Origin of the sequence: Mesorhizobium sp. M0047 (assembly GCF_040323315.1) — a bacterium.
Lineage (GTDB): Bacteria > Pseudomonadota > Alphaproteobacteria > Rhizobiales > Rhizobiaceae > Mesorhizobium.
In genome coordinates, this window is the sequence record NZ_JAMYUW010000007.1 from 111383 (window position 1) to 136000 (window position 24618).

Annotated in this window: 23 protein-coding genes; 16 read left to right on the forward strand and 7 right to left on the reverse strand. The window is 63.7% G+C overall.

The annotated features are described in order from the left end of the window. A complete protein-coding gene (locus tag NKJ89_RS08975; protein ID WP_352601680.1) occupies positions 1-801 on the forward strand; it encodes a FadR/GntR family transcriptional regulator in 801 nt (266 codons plus the stop codon). Continuing rightward, a complete protein-coding gene (locus tag NKJ89_RS08980; protein WP_352601682.1) occupies positions 802-1695 on the forward strand; it encodes an aldose 1-epimerase in 894 nt (297 codons plus the stop codon). It begins immediately after the preceding gene. Between the two features lie 206 nt (positions 1696-1901). Here the strand turns inward: NKJ89_RS08980 and NKJ89_RS08985 are convergent, their stop codons facing one another. The 5 genes from NKJ89_RS08985 to speB form a co-directional block, all read right to left on the reverse strand. Next, a complete protein-coding gene (locus NKJ89_RS08985; protein WP_352601684.1) occupies positions 1902-2336 on the reverse strand; it encodes an FKBP-type peptidyl-prolyl cis-trans isomerase in 435 nt (144 codons plus the stop codon). A 235-nt stretch (positions 2337-2571) separates the two neighbouring features. Beyond that, positions 2572-3219 carry an amino acid ABC transporter permease gene (locus NKJ89_RS08990; protein ID WP_352601686.1) on the reverse strand — a complete coding sequence of 216 codons (648 nt, stop codon included), beginning with the start codon at positions 3217-3219 and terminating at the stop codon, positions 2572-2574. Then, a complete protein-coding gene (locus tag NKJ89_RS08995) occupies positions 3216-3872 on the reverse strand; it encodes an amino acid ABC transporter permease (RefSeq protein ID WP_352601688.1) in 657 nt (218 codons plus the stop codon). The genes NKJ89_RS08990 and NKJ89_RS08995 overlap by 4 nt, the downstream gene beginning before the upstream one ends. A 6-nt stretch (positions 3873-3878) precedes the next feature. After that, positions 3879-4685: a transporter substrate-binding domain-containing protein gene (locus NKJ89_RS09000; protein ID WP_352601690.1), complete on the reverse strand. Its 807-nt coding sequence runs from the start codon at positions 4683-4685 to the stop codon at positions 3879-3881. A gap of 81 nt (positions 4686-4766) precedes the next feature. Next, positions 4767-5828: an agmatinase gene (gene speB / locus NKJ89_RS09005; RefSeq protein WP_352601692.1), complete on the reverse strand. Its 1062-nt coding sequence runs from the start codon at positions 5826-5828 to the stop codon at positions 4767-4769. 267 nt (positions 5829-6095) lie between these two features. Here speB and gcvA point away from each other — a divergent pair, with 267 nt between their 5' ends. The 8 genes from gcvA to NKJ89_RS09045 all read left to right on the forward strand — a co-directional run bounded on the left by gcvA (position 6096) and on the right by NKJ89_RS09045 (position 15123). After that, positions 6096-7070: a transcriptional regulator GcvA gene (gcvA, locus tag NKJ89_RS09010; protein WP_352601694.1), complete on the forward strand. Its 975-nt coding sequence runs from the start codon at positions 6096-6098 to the stop codon at positions 7068-7070. A gap of 151 nt (positions 7071-7221) precedes the next feature. Continuing rightward, positions 7222-8526 (forward strand): nicotinate phosphoribosyltransferase, encoded by a 1305-nt coding sequence (gene pncB, locus NKJ89_RS09015; RefSeq protein WP_352601696.1) that lies wholly within the window; start codon positions 7222-7224, stop codon positions 8524-8526. Positions 8527-8723: 197 nt separating this feature from the next. Continuing rightward, entirely contained in the window at positions 8724-10166 is a 1443-nt protein-coding gene (locus NKJ89_RS09020; protein ID WP_352601698.1) for a hypothetical protein, read from the forward strand. Between the two features lie 153 nt (positions 10167-10319). Continuing rightward, complete coding sequence (locus tag NKJ89_RS09025) at positions 10320-11624, forward strand: ABC transporter substrate-binding protein (protein WP_352601700.1); 1305 nt, start codon at positions 10320-10322, stop codon at positions 11622-11624. A 220-nt stretch (positions 11625-11844) separates the two neighbouring features. Beyond that, positions 11845-12726, forward strand: coding sequence for a branched-chain amino acid ABC transporter permease (locus tag NKJ89_RS09030; RefSeq protein WP_352601702.1), 882 nt, complete (start codon positions 11845-11847; stop codon positions 12724-12726). Further along, complete coding sequence (locus NKJ89_RS09035; protein WP_352601704.1) at positions 12723-13685, forward strand: branched-chain amino acid ABC transporter permease; 963 nt, start codon at positions 12723-12725, stop codon at positions 13683-13685. The genes NKJ89_RS09030 and NKJ89_RS09035 overlap by 4 nt, the downstream gene beginning before the upstream one ends. Beyond that, positions 13682-14407 (forward strand): ABC transporter ATP-binding protein, encoded by a 726-nt coding sequence (locus NKJ89_RS09040; RefSeq protein WP_352601706.1) that lies wholly within the window; start codon positions 13682-13684, stop codon positions 14405-14407. Before NKJ89_RS09035 ends, NKJ89_RS09040 begins: the two co-directional genes overlap by 4 nt. Beyond that, on the forward strand, positions 14404-15123 hold the full coding sequence (locus NKJ89_RS09045; protein ID WP_352601708.1) for an ABC transporter ATP-binding protein: 720 nt from the start codon (positions 14404-14406) through the stop codon (positions 15121-15123). Before NKJ89_RS09040 ends, NKJ89_RS09045 begins: the two co-directional genes overlap by 4 nt. Here NKJ89_RS09045 and NKJ89_RS09050 read toward each other — a convergent pair whose 3' ends face one another. After that, positions 15124-16533, reverse strand: coding sequence for a sodium:proton antiporter (locus NKJ89_RS09050; RefSeq protein ID WP_352601710.1), 1410 nt, complete (start codon positions 16531-16533; stop codon positions 15124-15126). Positions 16534-16582: 49 nt separating this feature from the next. Beyond that, complete coding sequence (gene pncA, locus NKJ89_RS09055; protein ID WP_352601712.1) at positions 16583-17197, reverse strand: bifunctional nicotinamidase/pyrazinamidase; 615 nt, start codon at positions 17195-17197, stop codon at positions 16583-16585. A 260-nt stretch (positions 17198-17457) separates the two neighbouring features. On the opposite strand from pncA, the gene NKJ89_RS09060 reads away from it, so the two are divergent. Genes NKJ89_RS09060 through NKJ89_RS09085 form a run of 6 tightly spaced genes read left to right on the forward strand, consistent with a single transcriptional unit; the run spans position 17458 to position 24585 of the window. Beyond that, positions 17458-18318 (forward strand): FAD binding domain-containing protein, encoded by an 861-nt coding sequence (locus NKJ89_RS09060; protein ID WP_352601714.1) that lies wholly within the window; start codon positions 17458-17460, stop codon positions 18316-18318. A 17-nt stretch (positions 18319-18335) separates the two neighbouring features. Beyond that, positions 18336-21131, forward strand: a complete 2796-nt coding sequence (locus NKJ89_RS09065) for a molybdopterin-dependent oxidoreductase (protein ID WP_352601852.1) — start codon at positions 18336-18338, stop codon at positions 21129-21131. Continuing rightward, positions 21128-22669 (forward strand): 6-hydroxynicotinate reductase, encoded by a 1542-nt coding sequence (locus NKJ89_RS09070; RefSeq protein ID WP_352601716.1) that lies wholly within the window; start codon positions 21128-21130, stop codon positions 22667-22669. Before NKJ89_RS09065 ends, NKJ89_RS09070 begins: the two co-directional genes overlap by 4 nt. Further along, entirely contained in the window at positions 22669-23550 is an 882-nt protein-coding gene (locus tag NKJ89_RS09075; RefSeq protein WP_352601855.1) for a UPF0280 family protein, read from the forward strand. Before NKJ89_RS09070 ends, NKJ89_RS09075 begins: the two co-directional genes overlap by 1 nt. Continuing rightward, positions 23543-24127 carry an amino acid synthesis family protein gene (locus tag NKJ89_RS09080; protein WP_352601719.1) on the forward strand — a complete coding sequence of 195 codons (585 nt, stop codon included), beginning with the start codon at positions 23543-23545 and terminating at the stop codon, positions 24125-24127. Before NKJ89_RS09075 ends, NKJ89_RS09080 begins: the two co-directional genes overlap by 8 nt. Continuing rightward, positions 24124-24585 (forward strand): MarR family winged helix-turn-helix transcriptional regulator, encoded by a 462-nt coding sequence (locus tag NKJ89_RS09085; protein ID WP_023761400.1) that lies wholly within the window; start codon positions 24124-24126, stop codon positions 24583-24585. Before NKJ89_RS09080 ends, NKJ89_RS09085 begins: the two co-directional genes overlap by 4 nt. The last annotated feature ends 33 nt before the right edge of the window (positions 24586-24618 follow it).

Below are 24618 nucleotides of genomic sequence, written 5' to 3' on the forward strand. Positions count from 1 at the left end.
ATGGACGCGGCGACCGCTTCGACTGGTCAAGGCAAGCAGGATCCGTCCGCCGGGGATGGCGCCACGTCATCCCTGAAGGATCGTATCGCCCGCGATCTCGGACAGCGCATTCTCGCCGGCACCTATGCACAGCACGCGCTGCTGCCGACCGAGGCTGAACTGTGTGTCATCTACGGCGCCAGCCGCACAGCGCTTCGCGATGCGCTGCTGACGCTTTCGGCCAAGGGATTGATCGAGGCGCGCAAGCGGGCAGGCACCCGCGTGCGTGTGTCGAGCGAATGGAACAGGCTGGATGCGCAGGTTCTCGAATGGATGCGCGATATCGAGCCCGATCTCGATTTTGTTCGCGGCTTGATCGAGGCGCGGCTGGTCATCGAGCCAGCTGCCGCGCAGCTTGCGGCAAAGATGGCGACCTCGGGCGATCTCGCTGTGATCGAAGCCGCCTATGAGGCCATGCGGATAGCGCCGGAGGATGACCTCGCCGCCTGTCTCGACGCCGACGTCCGCTTTCATACCGCCATCCTGCGCGCCAGCCGCAACCCGGTTTTCGCCAATCTCGGCAACATGCTTGCCGCGGCGCTGAGCTTCTCCTTCCGATTGACCACATCGGGCACCGCCAATTACCAGCAGACGCTGAGCGCGCATGGCGACGTGCTGGAGGCCATCCGCATGCGTAGGGTCGACGACGCGCATGACCAGATGAAAGCGCTGATCGGCATCGCGTCGAATGACCTTCTCGCTGTCGCCCGCAAGGGTCGCCATCAACAGCCGGCCGCCGCTGCCAAGGCCGATACCTCCTGAATGATCGAGACCATTGAAATTCGAAGCGGCGACCTGTCCGCCGAGATTGTTCCTTCGCTTGGGGCAGGTCTGGCGCGGTTCGACCATGGCCGCGTGCCGCTGTTCAGGCCATGGCCGGAGCACGGGAGTTCGAACCCCTTCGATCTCGCCTGCAATTTGCTCCTGCCATGGTCAAATCGCATCTCGAGCGGTGGCTTCACCTTCGACGCCAATTTTCACGAACTGCTTCCCAACCTTGCCGGCGAGCCGTTTCCCATTCACGGCAATGGATTTTCAAAAGCATGGGATGTCGACAGCCTGACGCCGGACCATGCCAGGCTGTCGCTGACCAGCGGGGGACCCGGCCCGTACCGGTACCGCGCGGAGGTGAGCTACGCGCTGACTGGACAGGCGCTCGAACTGCTGCTTCAAATCGTCAACCGCGCGACGGTCAGGCTTCCGTTCGGGCTTGGCGTTCATCCATGGTTGCCCAGAACCTCACGGACAACGCTTCACGCCCCGGCGTCACAGGTCTGCCTCGAACGGCCCGACCATCTTCCCGACGGGTTCGTGGATGTCAAAACCCGTCCCGATTGGGATTTCGGCACGCCGACTGCCTTGCCGGTCGGATGGATAAACAATGCCTTCGCCGGCTGGGACGGCGTCGCTTCCATATGTTGGCCGGAGCAAAATTGCGGCCTCAGGATCGAAGCGTCGCCGCCTTTGAACTTCTACCAGGTCTATTCGCCATCGCAGGCGAGCGACTTCTTCTGTTTCGAGCCGATAAGTCATGTCGTCGATGCTCACAACCGCGGCTCGATCGACAAATGGAATGGATTGACGGTGCTTGGCCCTGGCGAGAGCCTGGTGGCAGGTTGCAGCTTCCGTGTCTCATCTTTGCCTATACCGAAGTAAAGGCAACAGCGGCCGCCCGGCTGGCCGTGGCGGCGCGCTGCTTCTGGCGCTGTTGCGGCGGGATCGCCTGGCGCCGCCGCTGGTGTTCGGACATTGATATGGGACGGCCGCCCGTTGCTCGGCGACCGTCATATTCTTCGCGCTGCGGGTTGAGTCGAACCGGTGACTCAAACTTTCAGCCATGATTCATCCCGTTGACGCCGAAACTACGCCGCCTGAACGATCTCGACCAGTTCAACATCGAACACCAGGTCCTTACCGGCCAACGGATGATTGCCGTCGAGCTTGACGCTGGAGTCGTCCGCGCCGACGACCGTTACAGGCATGGGGCGCCCGTCGCCGGTTCTAACCTGCAATCGAGTGCCGACATCGACGTTGATGTTGTCTGGCACCTTGGCGCGATCGATGGTCATGACCGCTTCAGGGCGGTGTGGCCCATAGCCGGCCTCGGCGGGAACTTTGACGGTGCTTTTCGCACCCACCTCCATGCCCTCGACCTGGGTTTCAAGGCCAGGGATCAGTTGCCCTTCACCCAGCGTGAATTGCAGCGGTTCGCTGCCGGAAGCATCGAATTGAGTGCCGTCGGCCAGACGTCCAGTATAGTTGATGCGCACGGTGTCGCCATTCTTGGCCTGTGTCATAGCAGTCATCCTTTCGGAAGTTTTTGATGGGGCCGGCCAGAGCTCACGGTCCCGTTCTCGATCATCCACGCACGAAGGTGCACGGTGCGAAGCTTTAAAACTAGGTACTCGGCTGCAGATGTAAAGCGCTAGAGCTGCCGACTGGCTTCCCCATGCGTCGCCTTCATTCGCGTGCTGCCTGTGCGATGATACTGCCGGCGATCTTCAGCCCGTCAACGTCAACGTGTATTCGGCCTCAATGCGCCATCGCCCGCTTTTCGAGCTTCCGCGCGTACTGCGTCAGCGGAAAGCACATGACGAAGAAGATCAGCGCCACCAGCCCGTAGACCTTGAACGGTTCGAAGGTGGCGTTGTTGATGGTGTTGGAAGTGCGCACCAGTTCCTCGAAGCCGATGATCGAGGTCAGCGCCGTCGATTTGATGAGCTGCACCAGGAAGCCGACGGTGGGCGCGCGGGTGATCGAAAAGGCTTGCGGCAGGATGACCAGCCTGAGCTCCTGCAGGTAATGCAAGCCGAGGCTGGCGCCGGCGTCCCATTGGCCTAGCGGCAGCGCGGCGACGCCGGAGCGCCAGATTTCGGCGAGATAGGCGCTGGCGAAGAAGGTCAGGCCGAGCACCGCCGCCGTCCATGGCTCGATGCGCAGGCCCAGCATCGGCAGACCGAAGAACATCAGGAACAGCTGCATCAAAAGCGGCGTCCCCTGGAACAGGGCGATGTAGCCGGAGGCGACGCGCCGGCTCCACTTATTCTTGGCGATCCTGAAGAACAGCACGACCAGGCCGACAATGCCGCCGCCGATGAAGGCCGCCAGCGATAGCAGCACTGTCCAGCGGGCGGCGAGCAGCAGGTTGCGCACGATGTCCCAGAAGGTGAATTCGATCATGACACGCCAGCCCCCAGGACGCGGCGTCCGCCGGTGACCAGCAGCCGGCGCAGTGCCATCGACATCAAGAGATAGACCATCGTCACGACAAGATAGGTCTCGAAGGAGCGGAAGGTGCGCGCCTGCAGCATGTCGGCCTCGTAGGTCAGCTCACGCACCGCGATCTGCGACACCACGGCGGACTCCAGCATCATGATGACGATCTGGCTGGTCAGCGCCGGAAAGATCACCTTGAGCGCCTGCGGCAGCACGATCTTGATGAACACCTGGCGTGGTCTCAAGCCCAGCGCGAGCGCTGCTTCCGTCTGTCCGCCGGGCACGGCGTCAAGCCCGGCGCCGACGATCTCGATCGTGTAGGCCGCCATGTTGAGCGTCATCGCCAGGATGGCGGCAAGTATCGGATCGAGCCTGATGCCGAGGCTGGGCAAGCCGAAGAAGATGAAGAACAGCTGCACCAGGAACGGCGTGTTGCGGATGATCTCGACATACCAGGCGATGGCCCGCTTGAGCAGCACCGGGCCGTTGCGGCGCCCCGCGGCACCCAGGATGCTGAGGAACGTTCCCGCCAGCGTGGTCACAGCGATCAACAGGATCGTCGTGGCCGCGCCGCGCGCTATGTCGCCGACAGCACCTGGAAGCCAGGCAAAGGCCACGGAAGCTCAATCCTTGAGATTGTCGGGATTGAGCGGCGTCTTCAGCCAGGCTTTCGAGCTTTCGTCGAGCTTGCCGTCCGCCAGCATCTTGGCGACGGCGTCGTTGACCGCCTTTTTCAGGCTGTCCTCATTCTTGTTGAGACCGATATGCGAGGGCGAGGTCAGGAGCTGGAACTTCTGCTCGGGCTTCAGCGCATCCTGCTTGGCCAGCACCTGCGCGCCGACATCGTTGCCGACGACCATCAATTGCGTCTGGCCGGAGATGAAGGCCTGGATCACCGAATTGTAGTTGTCGAAGCGCTTGATGTCGGCAGACGCCGGCGCCGCCTCGGTGAGCGAGGTGTCTTCGAGCGTGCCGCGGTTGACTGCGATCGACTTGTCGGCGAGGTCTTCCTTGCCCTTGACCGAAAGAGCCGCCGGTCCGATGACGGCGATGTAGTAGGGCGCGTAAGCGACAGCGAAGTCGATCACCTGCTCGCGTTCCTTCGAATAGCCGACGCTCATCAAGAGATCGACGCGGTGGTCGTTCAAGTATGGGACGCGGTTCTGGCCGGTGACGGAGACGGGGTTGAGCTTCACCTTGAGCGTGTCGGCAATGTATTGCGCGACATCCATGTCATAGCCCTTGAGGCTCATGTCGGCACTGGCCGAAGAGAAGGGTGGGAAATCGGCGAAGACGCCGACATTGATGGCGCCGGCCTTGGTGATATCTGCCAGCGCATCGGCGCTGGCGGCCTGGATTGCGAGGCCGAAACCGGTCGTGCCAAGCATCAGCACGGCGGCGATTGAGGTAAATGTCTTTCGGATCGTCATTTTTATTCCCCTGTCTGGACGCTTTGTTTGTCTGATACGGCCACTGGCTCCAGTACGGCGGCCGACTTTGCTTTCTGAACGTCAGGTTCCCTTGCCGGTAACAGCCGGGCTGAACACCATCAGGCTCAGGATCTCGAACAGCACCTGTGCGGCGGCATGCGCCGTATTGGTGGTGGCGTCGTATTGCGGCGCCACCTCGACGACATCGCCGCCGACGATGTTGAGGCCCTTGAGGCCGCGCAGCAGTTCAAGCACTTCGCGCGTCGTCAGCCCGCCAACTTCCGGCGTGCCGGTGCCGGGCGCGAAGGCCGGATCGACGCTGTCGATGTCGAAGGAGACATAGGTCGGGCCGTCGCCGACAATCTTGCGCGCCTTCTCGATGATGGCGGGAATGCCGAGACCGGTCACTTCCTCGGCATGGACCACCGTCATGCCGGACTCATAGGTGAACTCCCACAGATATTCGGCCGAGCCGCGAATGCCGATCTGGATCGTGCGCGTCGGATCGAGCACGCCATCGAGCACGGCGTTGCGGAACGGCCCGCCATGGTGGAATTTGGTCATGTCGAACAGGCCACTGGTGTCGCAATGGGCATCGATGTGGATCAGCCCGACCGGAGCCTTCTTGCCGACGGCTTTCAGGATCGGATGGCTGATCGAATGGTCCCCGCCCACAGACAACGGGATGACGCCGGCATCGACGATCTGGTTGGTGCGGTGCTCGATGTCCTCATGGCTGACCTCCAGCCGGTAGCGGCTGCGGAACGGCGTATCGCCGATATCGGCGACCCTGAGCTCATGCGTCGGCGCGCATTCCAGCACGTGATTGTAGGGGCCGATGCGCTCGATGGCGCGCAGCGCCCTTGGCCCGAAGCGCGCGCCCGGCCGGTTGGTGACACCGAGATCCATCGGCACGCCGATCATCGCCACCTGCAAATCGCCGAAATCCGGATTGTCGGTTGCTATTTCGCGGTAAGGTGCGGCGAGGAAGGTCGGGATGCCGGAATAGGGCGCCAGCCGCGTGCCGCTCTTGGAAAAGATCTTGTCGGCGACCTTGCGGAACTTCGGGTCGAACATTTCGCCGCCATGGCTTTCACCATACTTGCGACGCAACGCATCGAGCTTGCCGCGATCGTATCCCATATCCGCTCCTCCTGCCGGGCTGATGCAGTGCGACCGTTGGCGATGCCTGGCGAGCCGACCGTCATCCGGGCGGGTCGCTGTCGCGCTGGCTGCCTGCAGATTTCACGTCTTGAAGCTGTTCCGGGCTCAAGTGTCTGGCAGCCCCATTGAAAAATCAAATGATAATGTTAGCGTGTTCTCTGTGAGAAAATCTCACAATAAACTCTGCGCACGATCTCATCCGAAAACCGGCCTCCACTTTTCGGGATCGTGCTTCAATGGATGCTCATGGGCAATCGGCTGCCGCCTCTCAATCCGCTGCGTGCCTTCGAGGCAACGGCCCGCCATGGCTCGCTGACCAAGGCGGCGAGTGAACTGAATGTCACGCATGGCGCGATCAGCCACCAGATCAAGGCACTGGAGCAGTCGCTCGGCGTCAAGCTGTTCGAGCGGGTCGGTCAGCGGGTCAAACTGACGCCGCATGGCGCCGAACTTTTGCCGGCGGTCTCGACGGCCTTCGACAGTATCGCGACCGCCACCCAGCGCATGACAAGGCCGGCGAGCAGCGGCACACTTTCGGTCTCCTGCGTGCCGGCGCTGCTGTTGTTGTGGATGACACCGCGGCTCGGCAGTTTCATGGCGCAATATCCCGACATAAGTCTGACGCTTATCCCCTCCAACGACCCTAGGGATTTGCGGGCGCCGAACATCGACGTCTGCGTGCATTATGGCGACGGCAGCTGGGCCGATTGCTGGATGCGCAAATGGTCGGGCCTCGAACTGTTTCCGGTGGTCAGCCCGACCTTGATCAACAACCGTCCGATCCGCAGCGTCAGGGATCTCGCCGACCATGTCTTCCTGCATGGCGACGATGGCCGGGAATGGCACACATGGCTGGCGGCCGCCGACGCGCTGGACCTGGAGCGGGGCCGCCGCCATCATCTTGGCGACGCACGCATGGCGACCGAGGCGGCGGTGCATGGCCATGGCGTGGCGCTGGGCGATTCCGTGACGGCGAGCGCGTTGCTGGCCAGAGGTATGCTGGTCGCGCCGTTCAGCCTGTCGGTGCCGGCGGTCGACGATTTCTATGTCGTCTGTCGCAACGAGATGAGGGCGACGCCGATCGTGCAGGTGTTCATCGATTGGCTGTTTGCCGAGAAGGCCGGGGATGACGGCCGCGCCGACGCGCCGGTAGCGGGCCGCATCGTCAGCCGCCGCAAGCGTCCGGCGCTCAGGGTCATCGGTGCCAAAACCGGAACCTGACAGCGGCTTGCGGTGGCCATCGGTGGGCTTCCGCCTCCACAGGGCTCTCTTTTTGTCGGGCCAGCCTGAAACCGGGCAGCGTTCTGGCGAATTCGATGCTATGAGGCCTGTCGCGGTTGTGGATTGCAGGCAGCAAAGGCGGTGTTGAAACATGGCTAAGACCGATATTGCGCGGCGGGTCTACAACCACACCTGGAAGCTCGATCCGATCGTGCGCAGCCTGCTCGACACGGATTTCTACAAGCTTTTGATGCTGCAGATGATCTGGGGCATGTACCCCAAGGTCGAGACCACCTTCTCGCTGATCAACCGCACCACTTCGGTTCGCCTCGCGGACGTGATCGATGAGGGCGAATTGCGCGAACAGCTCGATCATGCCCGCACCTTGCGCTTCTCCAAGAAGGAGATGATCTGGCTCGCCGGTAACAATTTCTACGGCCGCAAGCAGATCTTCGAGCCGGAGTTTCTCGCCTGGCTCGAAGGTTTTCGGCTGCCCGAATACGAGCTGTCGAAGCGGGACAGGCAATATGAACTGACCTTCAACGGGCCGTGGATGTACACCACCCTGTGGGAGATCCCGGCGCTGGCGATCATCAATGAACTTCGATCTCGCGCCGCCATGCGCGCGTTCGGGCCGTTCGCGCTCGATGTGCTCTATGCCCGCGCCAAGGCCAAGATGTGGGCCAAGACCGAACGGCTGAAAGCGCTGCCCGGCATCCGCATCTCAGACTTCGGCACGCGCCGGCGCCATTCCTTCCTGTGGCAGCGCTGGTGCGTCGAAGCGCTGAAGGAAGGTATCGGCGAGGCGTTCACCGGCACCTCCAACGTGCTTCTGGCGATGGACAACGACCTCGAAGCGCTCGGCACCAACGCGCATGAACTGCCGATGGTATTCGCGGCGCTGGCCAATTCCGAAAAAGAGCTGAAACAGTCGCCCTACAAGGTGCTGCAGGACTGGCAGCGCTACTATGGCGGCAATCTGCTGATCGTGCTGCCCGACGCCTTCGGCACCGCGTCGTTCCTGCGCGACGCGCCGGACTGGGTGGCCGACTGGACCGGTTTCCGCCCCGACAGCGCGCCGCCTATCGAGGGCGGCGAGAAGATACTGTCGTGGTGGCGCGACAAGGGCAAGGATCCCCGCCAGAAGCTGCTGATCTTCTCCGATGGACTTGAGGTCGAGACAATCGAAGAGACCTACCGCCACTTCAAAGGCAAGGTGCGCATGTCCTTCGGCTGGGGTACCAATTTGACCAATGATTTCGAAGGCTGCGCGCCGACCGAAACCAACAGCCTCGACGCCATATCGCTGGTCTGCAAGGTCACCGAGGCCAATGGCAGGCCGGCGGTCAAGCTCTCCGACAATCCGGCCAAGGCGACCGGAGATGAGAAAGAGATCGAGCGCTATATCAGGATTTTCGGGGAGAAGGACCGCGTGGAGCAACTGGTCAAGGTGTGAGAAACCGCGAAAGATCTCGCATCACCGGCAAAGATGAAATCTCGGATAGCTTGAGTTCCCGCCCACCCCCCTCTGTCCTGCCGGACATCTCCCCCTCAAGGGGGAAGATTGGCTGTCACTTCGGCTTTCGCCAATCCCCCACGCAGCGAAAGAGGCGCCGATCGAAGAAACTGCCAATCTCCCCACTTGAGGGGGAGATGTCCGGCAGGACAGAGGGGGGCGCCGTAGAGTGCCTTCCTGCGAGAGTTGCGCCCCCGTGCCTCATCGCTTTGCTGGCCTTCCTCCCCACCCCCGCCTTCGCCCACGCCTCCGACCGTGGCCATGTCCTGCTCCTGCCGACGGGCTACTACCTGGTCGGCGGCGCCTTCGCCGTTGCCGTCAGTTTCCTCGTGCTGGCGCTGCTGCCGGCGGATTGGCTCGATCGTTTCTGGCGCCGGCGCCTGCCGCTATTCACCTTCGGTGACAGCGTCCGCGCTGCCGTCAGCCTGATATCCTTTGCCGGCTTTGTACTCCTCATCGCCGCCGGCTTTTTCGGCAGCCGCGACCCGCTCTCCAACCCGTTGCCGCTGGTGATCTGGACATTGCTGTGGGCCGGCTTCGCGCTGTTGCAAGGCGTCTTCGGCGATCTCTGGTCATGGCTCAGCCCGTGGTACGGGCCATGGCGCCTCGTCTCGCGCCTGTTGGGCGCGGACGACGAGGGAAGGTGGCAATACCCTCGATGGCTTGGCTACTGGCCGGCAGTGATACTGTTCTTCGCCGTTGCCTGGTTCGAACTCATCGATCCGGCGCCTGACGATCCGGTGCGGCTGGCCTCAGCCGCGGGCCTTTACTGGCTGCTCACCTTCCTTGCGATGCTGGTATTCGGCTATCGTGCCTGGAGCCGCAGCGGCGAATTCCTGACGGTTTTCTTCTCGATGGTGGCGCGCTTCGCGATTGTAGAGCGCGATGAGAACGGCCGGCTTGGCCTGTGCTGGCCGGGCGCCAAGCTGCTCGCCGCCGAGCCGTTGCCGACCAGCGGCATCGCCTTCCTGCTGCTGGCCCTATCATCGGTATCGTTCGACGGCTTGTCGAAGACGTTCTTCTGGCTTGGCCTGTTCGGCATCAATCCGCTCGAATTTCCCGGCCGCACCGCGGTGATCGGCAGCGGCACGTTCGGGTTGGTGCTGACATTCGTGCTGCTGGCGGCGGTGTTCCTGCTTGCCGTCTGGCTCGGCCAGCGCCTCGCCGACGGTGATCGCAGCCTCGGCGAGGCGGCTGGCCTGCTGGTCTGGTCGATCGTGCCGATCGCGCTCGCCTATCATGTCGCTCATTATCTGACGGCGCTGCTCGTCGACGGACAGTATGCGCTTGCGGCACTTTCCGACCCGTTCGCGCTGGGCTGGAACCTGTTCGGCACCGCCGACATGCAGATCGAGGCCGGCATCGTTGCCGGGGCGGACTCGGCGTGGTGGCTGTGGAATGTACAGGCCGGCGTCATCATATCAGGCCATGTGCTCGCCGTCCTGGTCGCCCACGGCTTCGCCTGGCGCCTGCACCCGCAGCCTTCCCGCGCCGCGCTCAGCCAGTTCCCGCTTACCTTGCTGATGATCGCCTACACCGTCTTCGGCCTCTGGTTGCTTGCCACGCCGACCGCCGGATGAGAAAACGGCGGCCTCGATATCGTCGGGGAAGCTCGCTTGCCACATCAAGGCTTTGGTGATTTAGTTTGTATACATGCAATTTTTCGCGTCCTCTGAGAGAGGGTGCCTAAGCCGCCTTATCGTTGGTCAAGACTGAAAAACAGGGGAACGAACATGGCTGACAAGAATGGATTTTTCGACCTCTCCAAGACTGCGCTCACCCGCCGTACGGCGCTGAAGGGTCTGGCTGCCACCGCCGGCCTGGTCACCGCCCCCGGCTTCGTACGCTATTCCCAGGCGCAGAGTTCGGCGCCGATCAAGATCGGCTTCCAGTCGCACCGCACCGGCATCGGCGCTGCCTATGGCCGCTGGTACGAGAAGACCACGGCTGCCGCGGTCAAGGCGATCAACGCTGCCGGCGGCATCAATGGCCGCCAGGTCGAGGTGATCATCGAGGATGACGGCACCGATCCCGGCCGTGGCGCCGAGGTGGTCGGCAAGTTCGCCACGCAGCACAAGACCGACATCGTCTTCGGCACGCTGTTCTCGCACGTCGTCAGCGGTTCGGCGCCGGCTGCCGGCGAAGCCAAGATCCCGTATTTCGTCGTCAGCGAAGGCCATCATGTCGCCTCGACCAAGCTGAACCGGTATGTCTTCCAGCCTGGGATCACCGATGTGAAGAGCCAGATCCAGGCAATGGCGCCGTGGATTGCAGGCAATGTCGGCAAGAAGGTCACCATGATCTTCCCGGATTTCGCCTTCGGCTACGACCATCGCGACTACCTGCCGCCGGCGCTGAAGGCGCAAGGCGCCAACGTCATCGCCCAGATCGCCATCCCGCCGACGGAATCCTCCTTCACCAAGTACTTCCCGCAGATCCCGGCCGAGACCGAGGTGCTCTATCACGTCATGGTCGGCCCGGCGGTGCTCACCTTCGTCAAGGAACTCGGCGAATTCTACGGCTCCAACCGGCCGCAGTTGTTCGGTTTCATCGATTCGCTCGAAGCCACCGACATCAACAGCCCCGGCCTCGAATTCCTCGATGGCAGCCATTTCTGGGAAGGCTCGCCGCGCTATGCGCAGCCAGACGATTCCGAGGCGCAAAAGGCCTACCGCGCCGCCGTCGGCATCGACGACAATGGTGCCGCCGTCGGCGACCCCAAGGACGTCTCGACCGCGGCCCATATGTTCGGCTGCTGGGAAACGCTCTACGTCGTCAAGAAGGCGATGGAAGATGCCGGCTACAAGGGACCGGAAGACCGCGCCAAGCTGGTCGAGGCGACCGAGGCGCTGACCGAATTCGCCGAAGGACCCGAGCACCCGCAAGGACCCAAAACCTTCAATGGCACGATCCACCAGTGCTTCGGCATTCAGAACATCTCCAAGGTCGAAGGCGGCAAGCTGAAGGTCATGCACAAGACCAAGATCGAGGACGGGCTTTACGAGCCCGAGGGGGATTACACGACGCAGGCGCTTTAGGCTTGGTCCTTTAAGCGCAGTGCCCTTCGGCCCACCCCCCTCTGTCCTGCCGGACATCTCCCCCTCAAGGGGGGAGATCGGCTGTTCTTGCGAAGGCGGCCATTTATCACCATCGGCTATTGGCGAAGGCAGCGGGGACAGCCAATCTCCCCCCTTGAGGGGGAGATGCCCGGCAGGGCAGAGGGGGGTGCGCCTCGCGCCTGCCTTGGGCGTATAGCCGATGCACTTCGGTCCGCACCTCCTCCTCGCCGCCCTCGAAGGCCTCGTCACCTCCGCGGTGCTGGCACTGACGGCGCTTGGTTTGTCGCTGGTGTTCGGCGTCATGCGGGTGGTCAATGTCGCGCATGGCGAGTTCTTCATGCTCGGCGCCGTGCTTGCATGGGCGATCACCACGGCGATCGGAGGGCATCCGGCGATCGGCTTCCTGGCGGCACTGGTGATTGCACCATTGATTGTCGGCGCCATTGCGCTGATCGCCGAACGGCTGGTGCTACGCCGGCTCAACTACAATCCGGAAGCCACCATCGTTGCCACCATCGGCATGCTCTACATCATCCAGCAGCTGGCGCTGACCTTCTACGGTCCGGAGGCGCGGCCGGTGGAGCCACCATTCAGCTACCGCATCCTTTTGCCATGGTTCGGCTACTCCGGCTACAAGCTGTCGATTATCGCCGCTTCCGCGCTTCTTCTGATCGCGACATGGCTGGTGCTGACGCGCACCAAAATCGGCCTCATCATGCGCGCCACGCAGTATGACAGCGAGATGGCGCAGGCCTTCGGCATTCCCGTCGGCCGCGTCTATGGCGGCGTCTTCGCGCTCGGCGCCATGCTGGCGGCCATTGCCGCGGTGCTGATCGTGCCGATCAGCCAGGCGCATTATCTGATGGGACAGGACCCGCTGCTGCTGTCCTTCATCGTCGTCATCATCGGCGGCCTCGGCTCGCTGCGCGGAACCGTCGTCGCCGCCGTGCTGATTGGCCTCTCCGACGGCATCATCTCGATGTTCTTCTCGCCGACGCTGGCCAAGATCATCGCCACGCTGCTGGTGGCCATGGTACTGGTGTTCCGGCCTCAAGGCCTGTTCGGGACGGCATCGCGATGAGCGAAGCTTCGCCGGCAAAGGCCTATGCCCTGCATCTCAGCTCCATCGCCCTGCTCTTCGTGCTGAGTTTCCTGCTGCCGGACTATTATCACGGCCTGCTTGCCCGCATCATGGTGCTGGCGGTCTTTGCCATGGGCTACAACATGTTGTTCGGCTATGTCGGCCTGCTCAGCCTCGGCCATGCCATGTTCTTCGCCGCCGGGCTCTATGGCGCCGGCCTTGCCGTCATCCATCTCGGCTGGAGCGTGCCACTGGCCTTCCTTGGCGGGATCGCCTGCGGGGCAGTGCTGGCGCTGGCGATAGGCCTGTTGGCGCTGCGCACCACGGGTGTCGCCTTTATGATCGTCACCATGATGTTCGCCCAGGTCTTCTACCTCCTCATTCTCTACTTCGCGACATGGACCGGTGGCGACCAGGGCATGGTCGTACCCCAACCGGCACGGGTGCTTGCTTTCGGCTCGAGGTCGCTCGATATCACCAATCCGACCGTGCGCTATATGACGGCGCTGGCGCTGTTCTCGCTCGTGCTGCTTGTCACATTGGCGATCGTCCGCTCCCGATATGGCCGCGTGCTGGTCGCCATCCGCGAGAACGAGGAGCGGACGAAGATGCTGGGCTACGACACGTTTTCCAACAAGCTCGCCGCCGTCGTCATCTCCGGCACTATCTGCGCTGCTTCAGGCGCCGCCTATGCGCTGCTGTTCGGCTATGTCGGATCGAGCTTCGCTTCGGTGCAGTATTCGATCCTGCCGCTGCTGTGGGTGCTGCTCGGGGGTGCGGCCACGACACTCGGGCCGCTGATCGGCACTCTGTTCATGTATTATGTCATCGACATCACCAGCGGCTACACCTCGGCCTATCTGCTGATCGTCGGCATCGCGCTGATCCTTTTGGTGCTGTTTTTCCCCAAGGGCATTCTGGGCAGCATCCGGCAGCGCTGGCTTGGGTGGCTGCCATGATGCCGCTTCTGACCACCAAGGGCCTGTCGCGAAACTTCGGCGGCCTGCGCGCCGTCGACGGCGTCGATTTCGAGCTGATGCCGGGCGAAATCCGCGCCGTCATCGGCCCGAACGGGGCGGGGAAGACCACTTTCGTCAGCCTGGTCAGCGGCCGCATCCAGCCATCTTCCGGCATGATAATCTTCGACGGTGCCGACATCACCAGCCAGCCGGCCTATATCAGGGTTCGCCAGGGCATCGCCTACACGTTCCAGATCACCAGCGTCTTTGCCAATCTTTCCGCCTACGACAATGTCGCGCTGCCGGTGCAGCGCACCCTGAGCGATGGCCGCTCGAAGGGTGCGGTGCGGGCAGGCGTCATGTCGGCGCTCGAACGCACCGGCCTCGCCGACCGTGCCCACATGCCGGCCGGGCAGTTGTCCTACGGCCACCAGCGCCTGCTGGAAGTGGCGATGGGCCTGGCGCTGAAGCCGCGCCTGCTGATCCTCGACGAACCGACGCAAGGCCTTGCCGACAGTGAGATCGACAATTTCATTGAGCTGGTGCGCGAGATCGCCAAAAACGCCACCGTGCTTTTGATCGAGCACAACATGCCTGTCGTCATGCAACTGGCCGACCGCATCACCGTCTTCAACGCCGGCAGGATTCTCGCCGAAGGCACGCCGGAAGCGATCCGCGAGAATGCGGCGGTGCAGGAAGCCTATCTGGGGACCGCCCCATGACGGAGACGAAGTCCGAAGCATTGGCAATCGCGGGGCTCGATTGCTTCTATGGCGAGGTCCAGGTGCTCTATGGACTAGACCTGGTGCTGAACAAGGGCGAGGTGCTGTGCCTGTTCGGCCGCAACGGGGCCGGCAAGACGACGACGCTCAAGGCCATCATGGGGCTGGTCCCGTCAAGCGCCGGCTCGATCAGGCTCGATGGCAAGGAATTGACCGGACTGCCGGCGCACGAGGTACCCAAAGCCGGGGTCGCCTATGTGCCGCAGGGAAGGCGGCTGTTCGCCGAGATGACGGTGGCCGAAAACCTCGAGATCGGCCTGATGGCGCGCGGCAAGGGCAAGGTCGTGCGGGAAAACGTCCTCGACCTTTTTCCATTGCTGCGCCAGCGGCTGCGGCAACGCTCCGGTACCCTGTCCGGCGGCGAACAGCAGATGCTGGCCATGGCGCGTGCGCTGTGCCTCGAACCACAGGTGCTGCTGCTCGACGAGCCGACCGAAGGGCTGATGCCGTCGATGATCGCCAAGATCCGCGAGACGGTGTCGCAACTGCGCGAGATGGGCGTCTCGACCATTCTGGTCGAACAGCGTGTCGATGCGGTGCTTTCGGTCGCCGACCGTGTTGCCTTCATCGAAAACGGCCGCAATCGCGAGACGGTCGATGTCGCAGGGCTGCGCGCCGACCCGTCGGCGGTGCGACGCTATGTCGGCGTGGGCTGATCAGCCGAAAAACAGAAAACCCGCGATCAGGAATATCGGGATCAGCACCAAGCCGGACCATGCCATATAGCCGAAAAAGCCCGGCATCTTCACGCCTCGATGTCGGGCTATGGCGTAGACCATGAAGTTGGGCGCATTGCCGATATAGGTGTTGGCGCCCATGAACACGGCGCCAGCCGAGATCGCCGCCAGAGTCGAGGCGAATTCCGTCATCAGGTGCCGTGGGTCGCCGCCGGAAAGCTCGAAGAACACCAGATAGGTCGGCGCATTGTCGAGGAAAGACGACAGCGCGCCGGTCAGCCAGAAATAGGCGAGATCGTCGGGCGTGCCCGAGGACGAAGTGACGAGGGCGACCAGGGGCGCCAGCGCGCCGTCATGTCCGGCTCTCAAGATGGCAACGACCGGCACGATGCATATGAAGATGCCGGCAAACAGCTTTGCGACTTCCGCGATCGGTCCCCAATTGAAGCCGTTCGCCTCGCGGTGGCTCTTGCGCGAGACTGCGAGCGAAAGGAAGGCGAGCGCCAGGATGATGGCGTCGCGCACCAGGTTCTGCAGCTCGAGACTCACCCCGAGGGCGGAAAAGCTCACGCCCGGCTTCCAGGCCGCCGACAGCAGGATGGCACCGATCACGCCGGCCAGCAGTGGAAGATTGGCCAGGCCGCGCAGGCGCACCTCCGTATCCGGTGTCGGATCCTTGATCTTTGGCGCGCCAGCCTCGCGCCGGTGCAGGACGATGTCGATGCCTAGGAAGACGGCCAGCACGACACCGCCGACGAACAGCGTTTCGCGATAGAGGTTGGCGGTCGTCCAGAAGAAGTCGACCCCGCGCAGGAAGCCGACGAACAGCGGCGGGTCGCCCAAAGGCGTCAGCGAACCGCCGATGTTGGAGACCAGGAAGATGAAGAAGATCACGACATGGGCGTTGAACGGCCGGTTATCGTTGGCGCGCAGGATCGGCCGGATCAGGATCATCGAGGCGCCGGTCGTGCCGATGACCGAGGCGAGCAGTGCACCGACCAGCAACAGCCCGGCATTGACCAGCGGCGTGCCGTGAATGTTGCCGGCGACCAGAATGCCGCCTGAAATGGTGAACAGCGCGAACAGCAGGATGATGAACGACATGTATTCGGTAAGCAGCGCATGCAACACCGCCTCGGTCGCCGAGGGGACGCCGAAGGCAAGGGCCAGCGGCACGATCACCAGCGCTGCCCACAGGGCTGCGATCTTGCCGTAGTGATGCTCCCAGGCATGAGGGAACAGCAGCGGGCCGGTGGCGATCGACAAAAGCAGTCCGGTGAAGGGCAGTGCCCACCATAGCGACATCACCTCGCCGGGCGGGCCGTGCGCTTCCGCAGCCAGCGCCTGTGCCGGGAAGAGCATTGCGACAGCGATTGCGGCACCTGCCATCACATCCGTTGCGGTCGGTAAGAAGCGCCTCTTGTGCCCCACGATCCGCTCAATCCGACAAGGGATCTTCGAGCGTCACTCCGGCATCGCGCATGCGGTGCAGCATTGTATCGAGCGAACCGTTGAGATCGATGCCACGGCAGGCGTCGAGCCTGACGGTGGTCTTGAAGCCCTGGCTGACGGCGTCCAGCGCCGAGAAGGCGACGCAGAAATCGGTCGCCAGCCCGACCAGGGTCAGCGTGTCGATGCCGCGTTCCCGGAGATAGCCGCCAAGACCGGTTTGGGTCTTGCGGTCGTTCTCGAAAAAGGCCGAATAGCTGTCGATATCGGGCCGAAATCCCTTGCGGATGACGAGTTCGGCCTTGGTCCAGGCAAGGCCGGAATGGAAATCGGAGCCCAGGCTGCCCTGGATGCAATGGTCGGGCCACAGCGTCTGCTGGCCATAGGGCATTTCGATCATCGTGAAAGGCTGCGCGCCCGGATGACTGGAAGCAAAGCTGGAATGGCCGGCGGGGTGCCAGTCCTGCGTCAGCACGACGTGATCGGCGTGCCGGATCAGGTCGTTGACCAGCGGCACGATCTCGTCGCCACCGGCAACCGCCAGCGCGCCGCCCGGACAAAAGTCGTTTTGCAGGTCGATGACGACAAGCGCTTCGTCGGCCATGGGCTTTCCTCTTCCGTATGCAGGCTCCAGTGGAAAATGCCGCTGACGCGACCGGACGCAGAAACTTGACCAGAAGGGCCGCGGCGTCAACCTCTCAAGGCATAAGAAATGCGTGCCGACCGAGTGGTCGCAAACTCCGGCTTTGACAATTCCTGCCGTCTTGATATCATTTGCATACGAATGAATTCCCCCGGCCGACGCTGCCGGCCGGATCTTTCGAAATACCGGTTCTGGAAGACCTCTTTTCTGGAAGGCAAGGCGTGATCCGTTACGCGAAACCCACCTCGGTCGACGAAGCTCTCGCTTTGCTTGGCGAGGGCGCCTGGCGCATTCTTGCCGGCGGCACCGATTTTTATCCGGCGCAGGGCAGCAAACCGTTCCGGGACGATGTCCTCGACATCAACGGCCTGGCGGCGCTGCGCGGCATTGCAGAGACGGGCAGCCATTTCGTCATCGGCGCGCGTACGACCTGGACCGATATCATTCGCCATCCCTTGCCGCCGGCCTTCGATGCGCTGAAACAGGCGGCGCGAGAGGTCGGCTCGGCGCAGATCCAGAATGTCGCCTCGGTCGCCGGCAACCTCTGCAACGCGTCGCCTGCCGCCGATGGTGTGCCGGCTTTGCTCGTCCTCGACGCCGAGGTCGAGCTGCGTTCCGTGGCTGCGACACGCCGTCTGCCGCTGCACGATTTCATTCTCGGCAACCGCCGCACGGCTTTGCTTCCAGGCGAGATGGTGACGGCCATTCGCGTGCCGAAAGGCGCTACCACTGGCACGTCGGCTTTCGTCAAGCTCGGCGCGCGGCGCTACCTTGTGATCTCCATTGCCATGGTGGCGGCGCGTCTGGTTGTCGAGAATGGCATTGTCGCGGATGCCATGGTCGCCGCCGGCTCCTGCTCGGTGGTGGCCAAGCGGCTTGTTGGCGTCGAGGCTGCCTTGCGCGGGCTCCCATCGGACGACGGACTCGCCGATGCGATCCTGTCCGCCCCGATGGGCGAACTGTCGCCGATCGCTGATGTGCGCGGCAGTGCCGAGTACCGGATCGATGCGGTGCGCGAGATCGTGGCCCGCGCCGTGCTTGCGGCTGCGGGATGGACGACTGGCGACGAGGTGGCGGCGTGAGCCAAGTTCAGACTGAAATGAATGAAGCCCTGCCCGATCTGGGCAGCGTCCTGCCTGGCTTCGGCGCTGCACGGGCCGATATCGCTTTCGAGGTCAATGGCGACGCCATCTCGGTCAACGTACCGCCGCTGCGCCGGCTATCGTCGGTATTGCGCGACGAACTGCTGCTGACCGGCACCAAGGTCGGCTGCGATGCCGGCGATTGCGGTGCCTGCACGGTGCTGGTCGACGGCGATCCCGTCTGCGCCTGCCTGATGTCGGTTGCGTCCGCTGCCGGAACGTCGGTTACAACCGTTGAAGGCCTCGCCAACGGCCGGCTGTCGGCGCTGCAAGCCTCGTTCCTTGCCCATGGCGCGGCGCAGTGCGGCATCTGCACGCCAGCGCTGCTGGTCGCGGCAACGGCATTGCTGGACAAGCGGCCTAACCCGACCGAGACCGAGGTGCAGGACGCGCTGGGCGGGATTCTGTGCCGCTGTACCGGCTACCGGAAGATCATCGCGGCGGTGATGGATGCGTCACTGCAAGCAGCAAGCCTCGATTTCCGCTTGCCTCAATCCGGCCAAGCGATCGGCTCCTCCCCCGTCAGGCTCGATGGCCTGCCTAAAGTCACCGGCTGTGAGAAATTCGGCGGCGATTCTTTCCCTGCCGACGCGCTGGCCGTGCTGGTGGTCCGCTCGCCGCATTATCACGCCGGCTTCGCCTTCGGTGACCTCGACGGCTGGGCGAAGGCACATCCCGGCATCGCCGGTGTCTTCACTGCCGCCGACATTCCCGGCAAGAACTGTTTCGGCGTCATCGGGCCGTTCGCCGACCAGCCGGCGCTGGCCGAAGGGTTTGCTCGCCTGCGCGGCGAGGCGGTGGCGCTCGTTGCCGGCGAGCGCGAGGCGATCCTCGATCTAGACATGTCGGATTTTCCGGTTCGCTGGACCGAATTGCCGCATTTTCTGCAGCCGCGCGAAGCGAGAGCCGGCGGTGCCAAGCTCATTCACGACAACCGGCCGGCAAACCTGCTTACTGCCGGCTTCGTCGAACGCGGTGACCCCGAGGCGGCTCTCGCCGGCGCGGCCTTCATCGTGTCCGGCGCCATCGACACCTCCTATGTCGAGCACGCCTATATCGAACCGGAAGCCGGCTATGCGTATCTGGACGGCGATACGCTGGTGGTCGTCGCCTGCACCCAGGCGCCTTATATGGATCGCGACGAGACGGCGAAGGTGCTCGGCCTTGCCGTCGACAAGGTGCGCATCGTGCCGACGGCGACAGGTGGCGGTTTCGGCTCGAAACTCGATGTCTCGCTGCAGCCGCTGATCGGCCTTGTGGCGCTGAAGACCGGACGGCCGGCGGCACTCACCTACACCCGCAACGAATCTATGGTGTCGACCACCAAGCGTCACCCGGCCGAGATGAAGGCGACGATCGGCGCCGATGCCGATGGCCTTGTCACCGGCATGATCTTCGAAGGCGATTTCAACACCGGCGCCTATGCGAGCTGGGGGCCGACGGTCGCCAACCGCGTCCCGGTGCATGCGTCCGGACCCTACGCGACGCCGAACTACCGGGCCGAGGGCCGGGCCATTCACACGCATGGGCCGATTTCCGGCGCCTTCCGTGGCTTCGGGGTGCCGCAGGCGACGATCATGCAGGAGACGCTCTATGACGAGCTGGCCGGCAAGCTCGGCATGGACCGGCTTGAGTTTCGCTTGAAGAACTGCCTTCGGAACGGTTCCGAAACGGTTACCGGGCAGCGACTGGACTCCGGTGTCGGCATTGCCGAATGCCTCGAATCGCTGCGGCCGCATTGGGCGCTCGCCACGGCCGATGCGGATGCGTTCAACAGTGCCAACAGGGATAGAAAGCGCGGCGTTGGCATCGCGTCCTGCTGGTACGGCTGCGGCAACACTTCGCTGCCCAATCCGTCGACCATTCGCGTCGGCATCGCTGCAGACGGCGCGGTCATCCTGCACCAGGGCGCCATCGATATCGGCCAAGGCTCGAACACGGTCATCACCCAGATCTGCGCCGACGCGCTCGGCCTGCCGTTGGAAAAATTCCAGCTGAAGAGCGGCGATACGGCTATCACTCCCGACGCCGGCAAGACATCGGCCTCGCGCCAGACGTTCGTCACCGGCAAGGCGGCAGAGAAGGCCGGCCGCGCCTTGCGCGAAAAGATCCTGCGTTTCGCCAATGTGTCCGAAAAGGCATCGCTGCAACTCGACGGCCCGGCGATCGCTATCCGCGAAGGTGAGGCCACTCGCCGTATCGAACTCGCCTCGCTCGACGTAGATGCCGAAGGCTTCGTCTTCCGTGCCGAGGAGACCTACGACCCGCCGACGCTGCCGCTAGACGCCAAGGGCCAGGGCAAGCCCTATGCGGTCTATGGCTATGGCGCGCAGATTGCTGAACTCGAGGTCGACCTCAAGCTCGGCACGGTGAAGCTGATCAAGATCACCGCAGCGCACGACGTCGGCAAGGCGATCAACCCGCTGCTGGTCGAGGGCCAGATCGAAGGCGGCATCGCGCAAGGCATCGGCATGGCGCTGATGGAGGAGTATATCCCCGGCCGCACCGAGAATCTGCACGACTATCTCATTCCGACCATCGGCGACGTTCCGCCGATCGAGACCATCCTGATAGAAGTTCCGGATCCGGAAGGACCCTTTGGCGCCAAGGGGTTGGGCGAGCATGTGCTGATCCCGACGGCGCCGGCGATCCTCAACGCCATCCGCCACGCCACCGGCGTCCTGGTCACCAAGGTTCCGGCGACGCCGACGCGTATCCGCGCCGCTATTCGCGAAAAGGAGGCACGCCGATGAGCGAGCTTGCCGAACGCTTCGAAACCCACGATCCCGGCGAGAAGCTGGTGGCGGAGAAGATCCGCTGCGATGCCTGTCCGGTGATGTGCTACATCGCCGATGGGCGCACCGGCGCCTGCGACCGCTACGGCAATGTCGGCGGCAGGATCGTGCGGATGGACCCGCTGACCATCCTCGACCATGCGGCGGAAACCGGCGTGGCAATCGTGCCGTTCGTTGCCGAGGGCGAGGCGTGGGACGGCGAACTGATCAACACCGGCCGCCGCTTCGTCACTGCCATTGGTGCCGGAACCACCTACCCCGACTACAAGCCGGCGCCGTTCATCGTCAGCCAGGAGGTCGAGGGGGTCGATCTCGTCACGGTCGTTACCGAGGGCATCTTCTCCTATTGCGGCGTCAAGGTGAAGATCGACACCGACCGTCATATCGGACCCGAAACAGCTGTGGTGCGGTCGCAGGGCGAAGCGATCGGCCATGTCACGACAGGCGAATATGGCTCTCAGATGCTGTCGCTTGGCGGCGTGCACCATCTGACCGGCGGCTCCAAGGCTGAAGGCCGCGCCACTTGCGACGCGCTGCTCAATCTGTGCAACCGCAAGCCTGTCGAACTGGCCATCGACGGCGGCGCCATCATCACAGTCGAAGCCGGCAAGCCACCCGTCATCGACGGCAAGCAGGAACACCGCATGCGTGTCGGGTGCGGCTCGGCCACCATCGGCATGTTCGCCACGCAATGGCGCGGCCTGGTCGACGAGGTGGTGGTGGTCGACGACCACATAACCGGCGTCGTTTCCGAGCATCAGGCCGGCAAGGTGTTGGGCTGGCAGGACACCGGCATAAAAATCATCGGCCGCCGCTCGACGCCAGGCCGCTATTTCAAGGTTTCCGAACCCGGCCTCGGCTGGGGCGGCACCAGCATATCCGACCCGCTGTCGATCCTCGGCGAATGGAATGCCAAGAAGGGCGCGCGGCCGGGCCTGTCGCTGCTGATGGTTTCGACCACCGGCGAGCAGTTCGCCTATTACGAGCTCGACGACGAGCTGAAGCCGGTGCAGAAGCCATTTCCCGAACGGCTGCAGAAATCGGTCGAACTGATCGAGGACAATTGCGAGCCGGCGCTGTGTACCGTGCTGTTCATCGGCGGCGCCGGTGGTTCGCTGCGCGCCGGCGTCACCGAAAACCCGGTCAACCTGACCCGTTCCGTGCAGGGCTTGACTACCTATGTCACGGTCGGCGGCGCGCCGGTCTATGTCTGGCCGGGCGGCGGCATCACGCTGATGGTCGATGTCACGCGGGTGCCGGAGGGCGCCTTCGGCTATGTGCCGACACCCGCACTTGTTGCGCCGATCGAATTCACCCTGCGCCGTGACGATTATGTCAGGCTCGGCGGTTACGAGACCGAGATCCGTAGCGTCGAGGACATCGTTGCCAGGGGTGGCGAATACCTCAATCCGCGACGCGGCACCGATGCGCCGGCCAGCAATCCATGGCCGCCGCTGGCGCAATTGCGCCGCGCTGTGTCGAACGGGGCTGGGTGATGGAAGGCCCGCAAGTACATTGGCTGCAGGACGGCAAGCGGCTGCATCTCAACCACGGGCCGATCGACCTGATCGTCGAAGCCTTTGGCGAGGCGGGCGAATGCCGCCTGGCCTACGAGCAAGCCGTGGCGCGGTTCCAGACCATCCTGCCCGAGCTGGTGGAGGAATTGCCCGAACTGCGCCGCCCAGCCGCGTTGCGGGCCCGCGCTTTCGTCGGTCCGACAGCGCGGCGCATGGAAGCGGCTGTAATGCCGTTGGCCGAAAGCTTCATCACACCGATGGCGGCCGTCGCCGGCTCGGTAGCCGACGAAATGCTTGATGCGCTGCTTGTCGGACGCAGGCTCGATCGCGCCTATGTCAACAATGGCGGCGACAGTGCGATCCATCTCGGCGCCGGCCGATCGATGACACTTGCCATCGCCGGCACCGGGCACGGCCTCGCCGATCGCATCGTCATCCATGTCGAGGATGGCGTGCGCGGCGTTGCCACCAGCGGCTGGCGCGGGCGCTCGTTTTCGTTGGGCATTGCCGATGCGGTGACCGTGCTGGCGCGCACGGGAGCAGAAGCCGATGCCGCCGCGACGCTGATCGCCAACGCCGTCGACTTGGCCAATCATCAGGCTATCCGGCGTGTGCCGGCGCGCGATCTGGCGCCGGACAGCGACCTTGGCGACAGGCTTGTCACGCAAGAGGTCGGCCGGCTTTCTCCAGCGGAGATCGCCATGGCGCTGGACAGCGGCCTTGCCGTCGCCGAAGATTTCCGCCGCAGGGGCTTGATCGCCGCATCGGCGCTCTTCCTTGCCGGCCAGACCCGCATCAGTGGTTCAATGGCGCTCGCCGCGCCCAACAAAAGTCCAGGGAAGGAAGTTGCCCATGCCTGAGTTTCCGATCCGCAAGATCGCGGTTCTGACCGAGGAGATCTTTCACGAGGGCGGGCCGGTCGCAAAAGTGCCGCGCCGCCGCGCCGCCGCCATGGCGCTGGTGACGAACCCGTTCGCCGGGCGCTATGTCGAGGATTTGCAGAGCGCCATGGATGATCTGAAGCCGCTCGGCCTGCTGCTCGCCGACCGGCTGATCGCCGCACTCGGCGGCGACGTCAAACAGATCGACGGTTACGGCAAGGGCGCCATTGTCGGCACATCGGGCGAACTCGAGCATGGCGCGCTCTGGCATGTGCCGGGCGGCTACGCGATGCGCGAACGGCTCGGCGACGCCAAGGCGATCGTGCCGTCGGCGAAGAAGGTCGGCGCTTTCGGTTCAAAGCTCGACGTGCCGCTCGGCCATATCAACGCCGCCTATGTGCGAAGCCATTTCGACGCCATGGAAGTCGGCATCAGCGACGGGCCGCGCCCCGACGAGATCCTGTTTTGCCTCGCCATGACCTGTGGCCCGCGCGTGCACGACCGCATGGGCGGCCTAGCCGCCAAGGATATCAAGGCCTGGGACGGGCTGCGGTGAGTGCTGAGGAAAATCTGCTGAAGCTGGTCGAGTCCGAAGAGCCTGACGACCAGGATTACCATTTGCAGGAGCAGGTCGGCTTCATCCTGCGCAAGGCGCATCAGCGCCATGTCTCGATCTTTGCCGCGCATATCGGCGACCTGACGCCACCGCAATTCGCGGCTCTCGCCAAGCTGCGCGACGTCGGCGAGACCTCGCAGAACCAGCTCGGCACGCTGATCGCCATGGATGCGGCGACGGTGAAGGGTGTCATCGACCGGCTGAAGGCGCGCGGCCTTGTCGAGCTTTCCAAGCATGAGGTCGACAAGCGACGGCTGCTGGTCAACCTGACCGCAGAAGGCCGCGACGCCATCGAGCGCCTGATCCCGCTGGCCCGTGAGATCACAAGGGAAACACTGGCGCCGCTCTCGGCCAAGGAGATCGCCACCTTCATGAAACTGCTGGCGAAGCTGGCGTAGGCGGATCTGCCGGGCGCAAAAGCACCCGGCAGG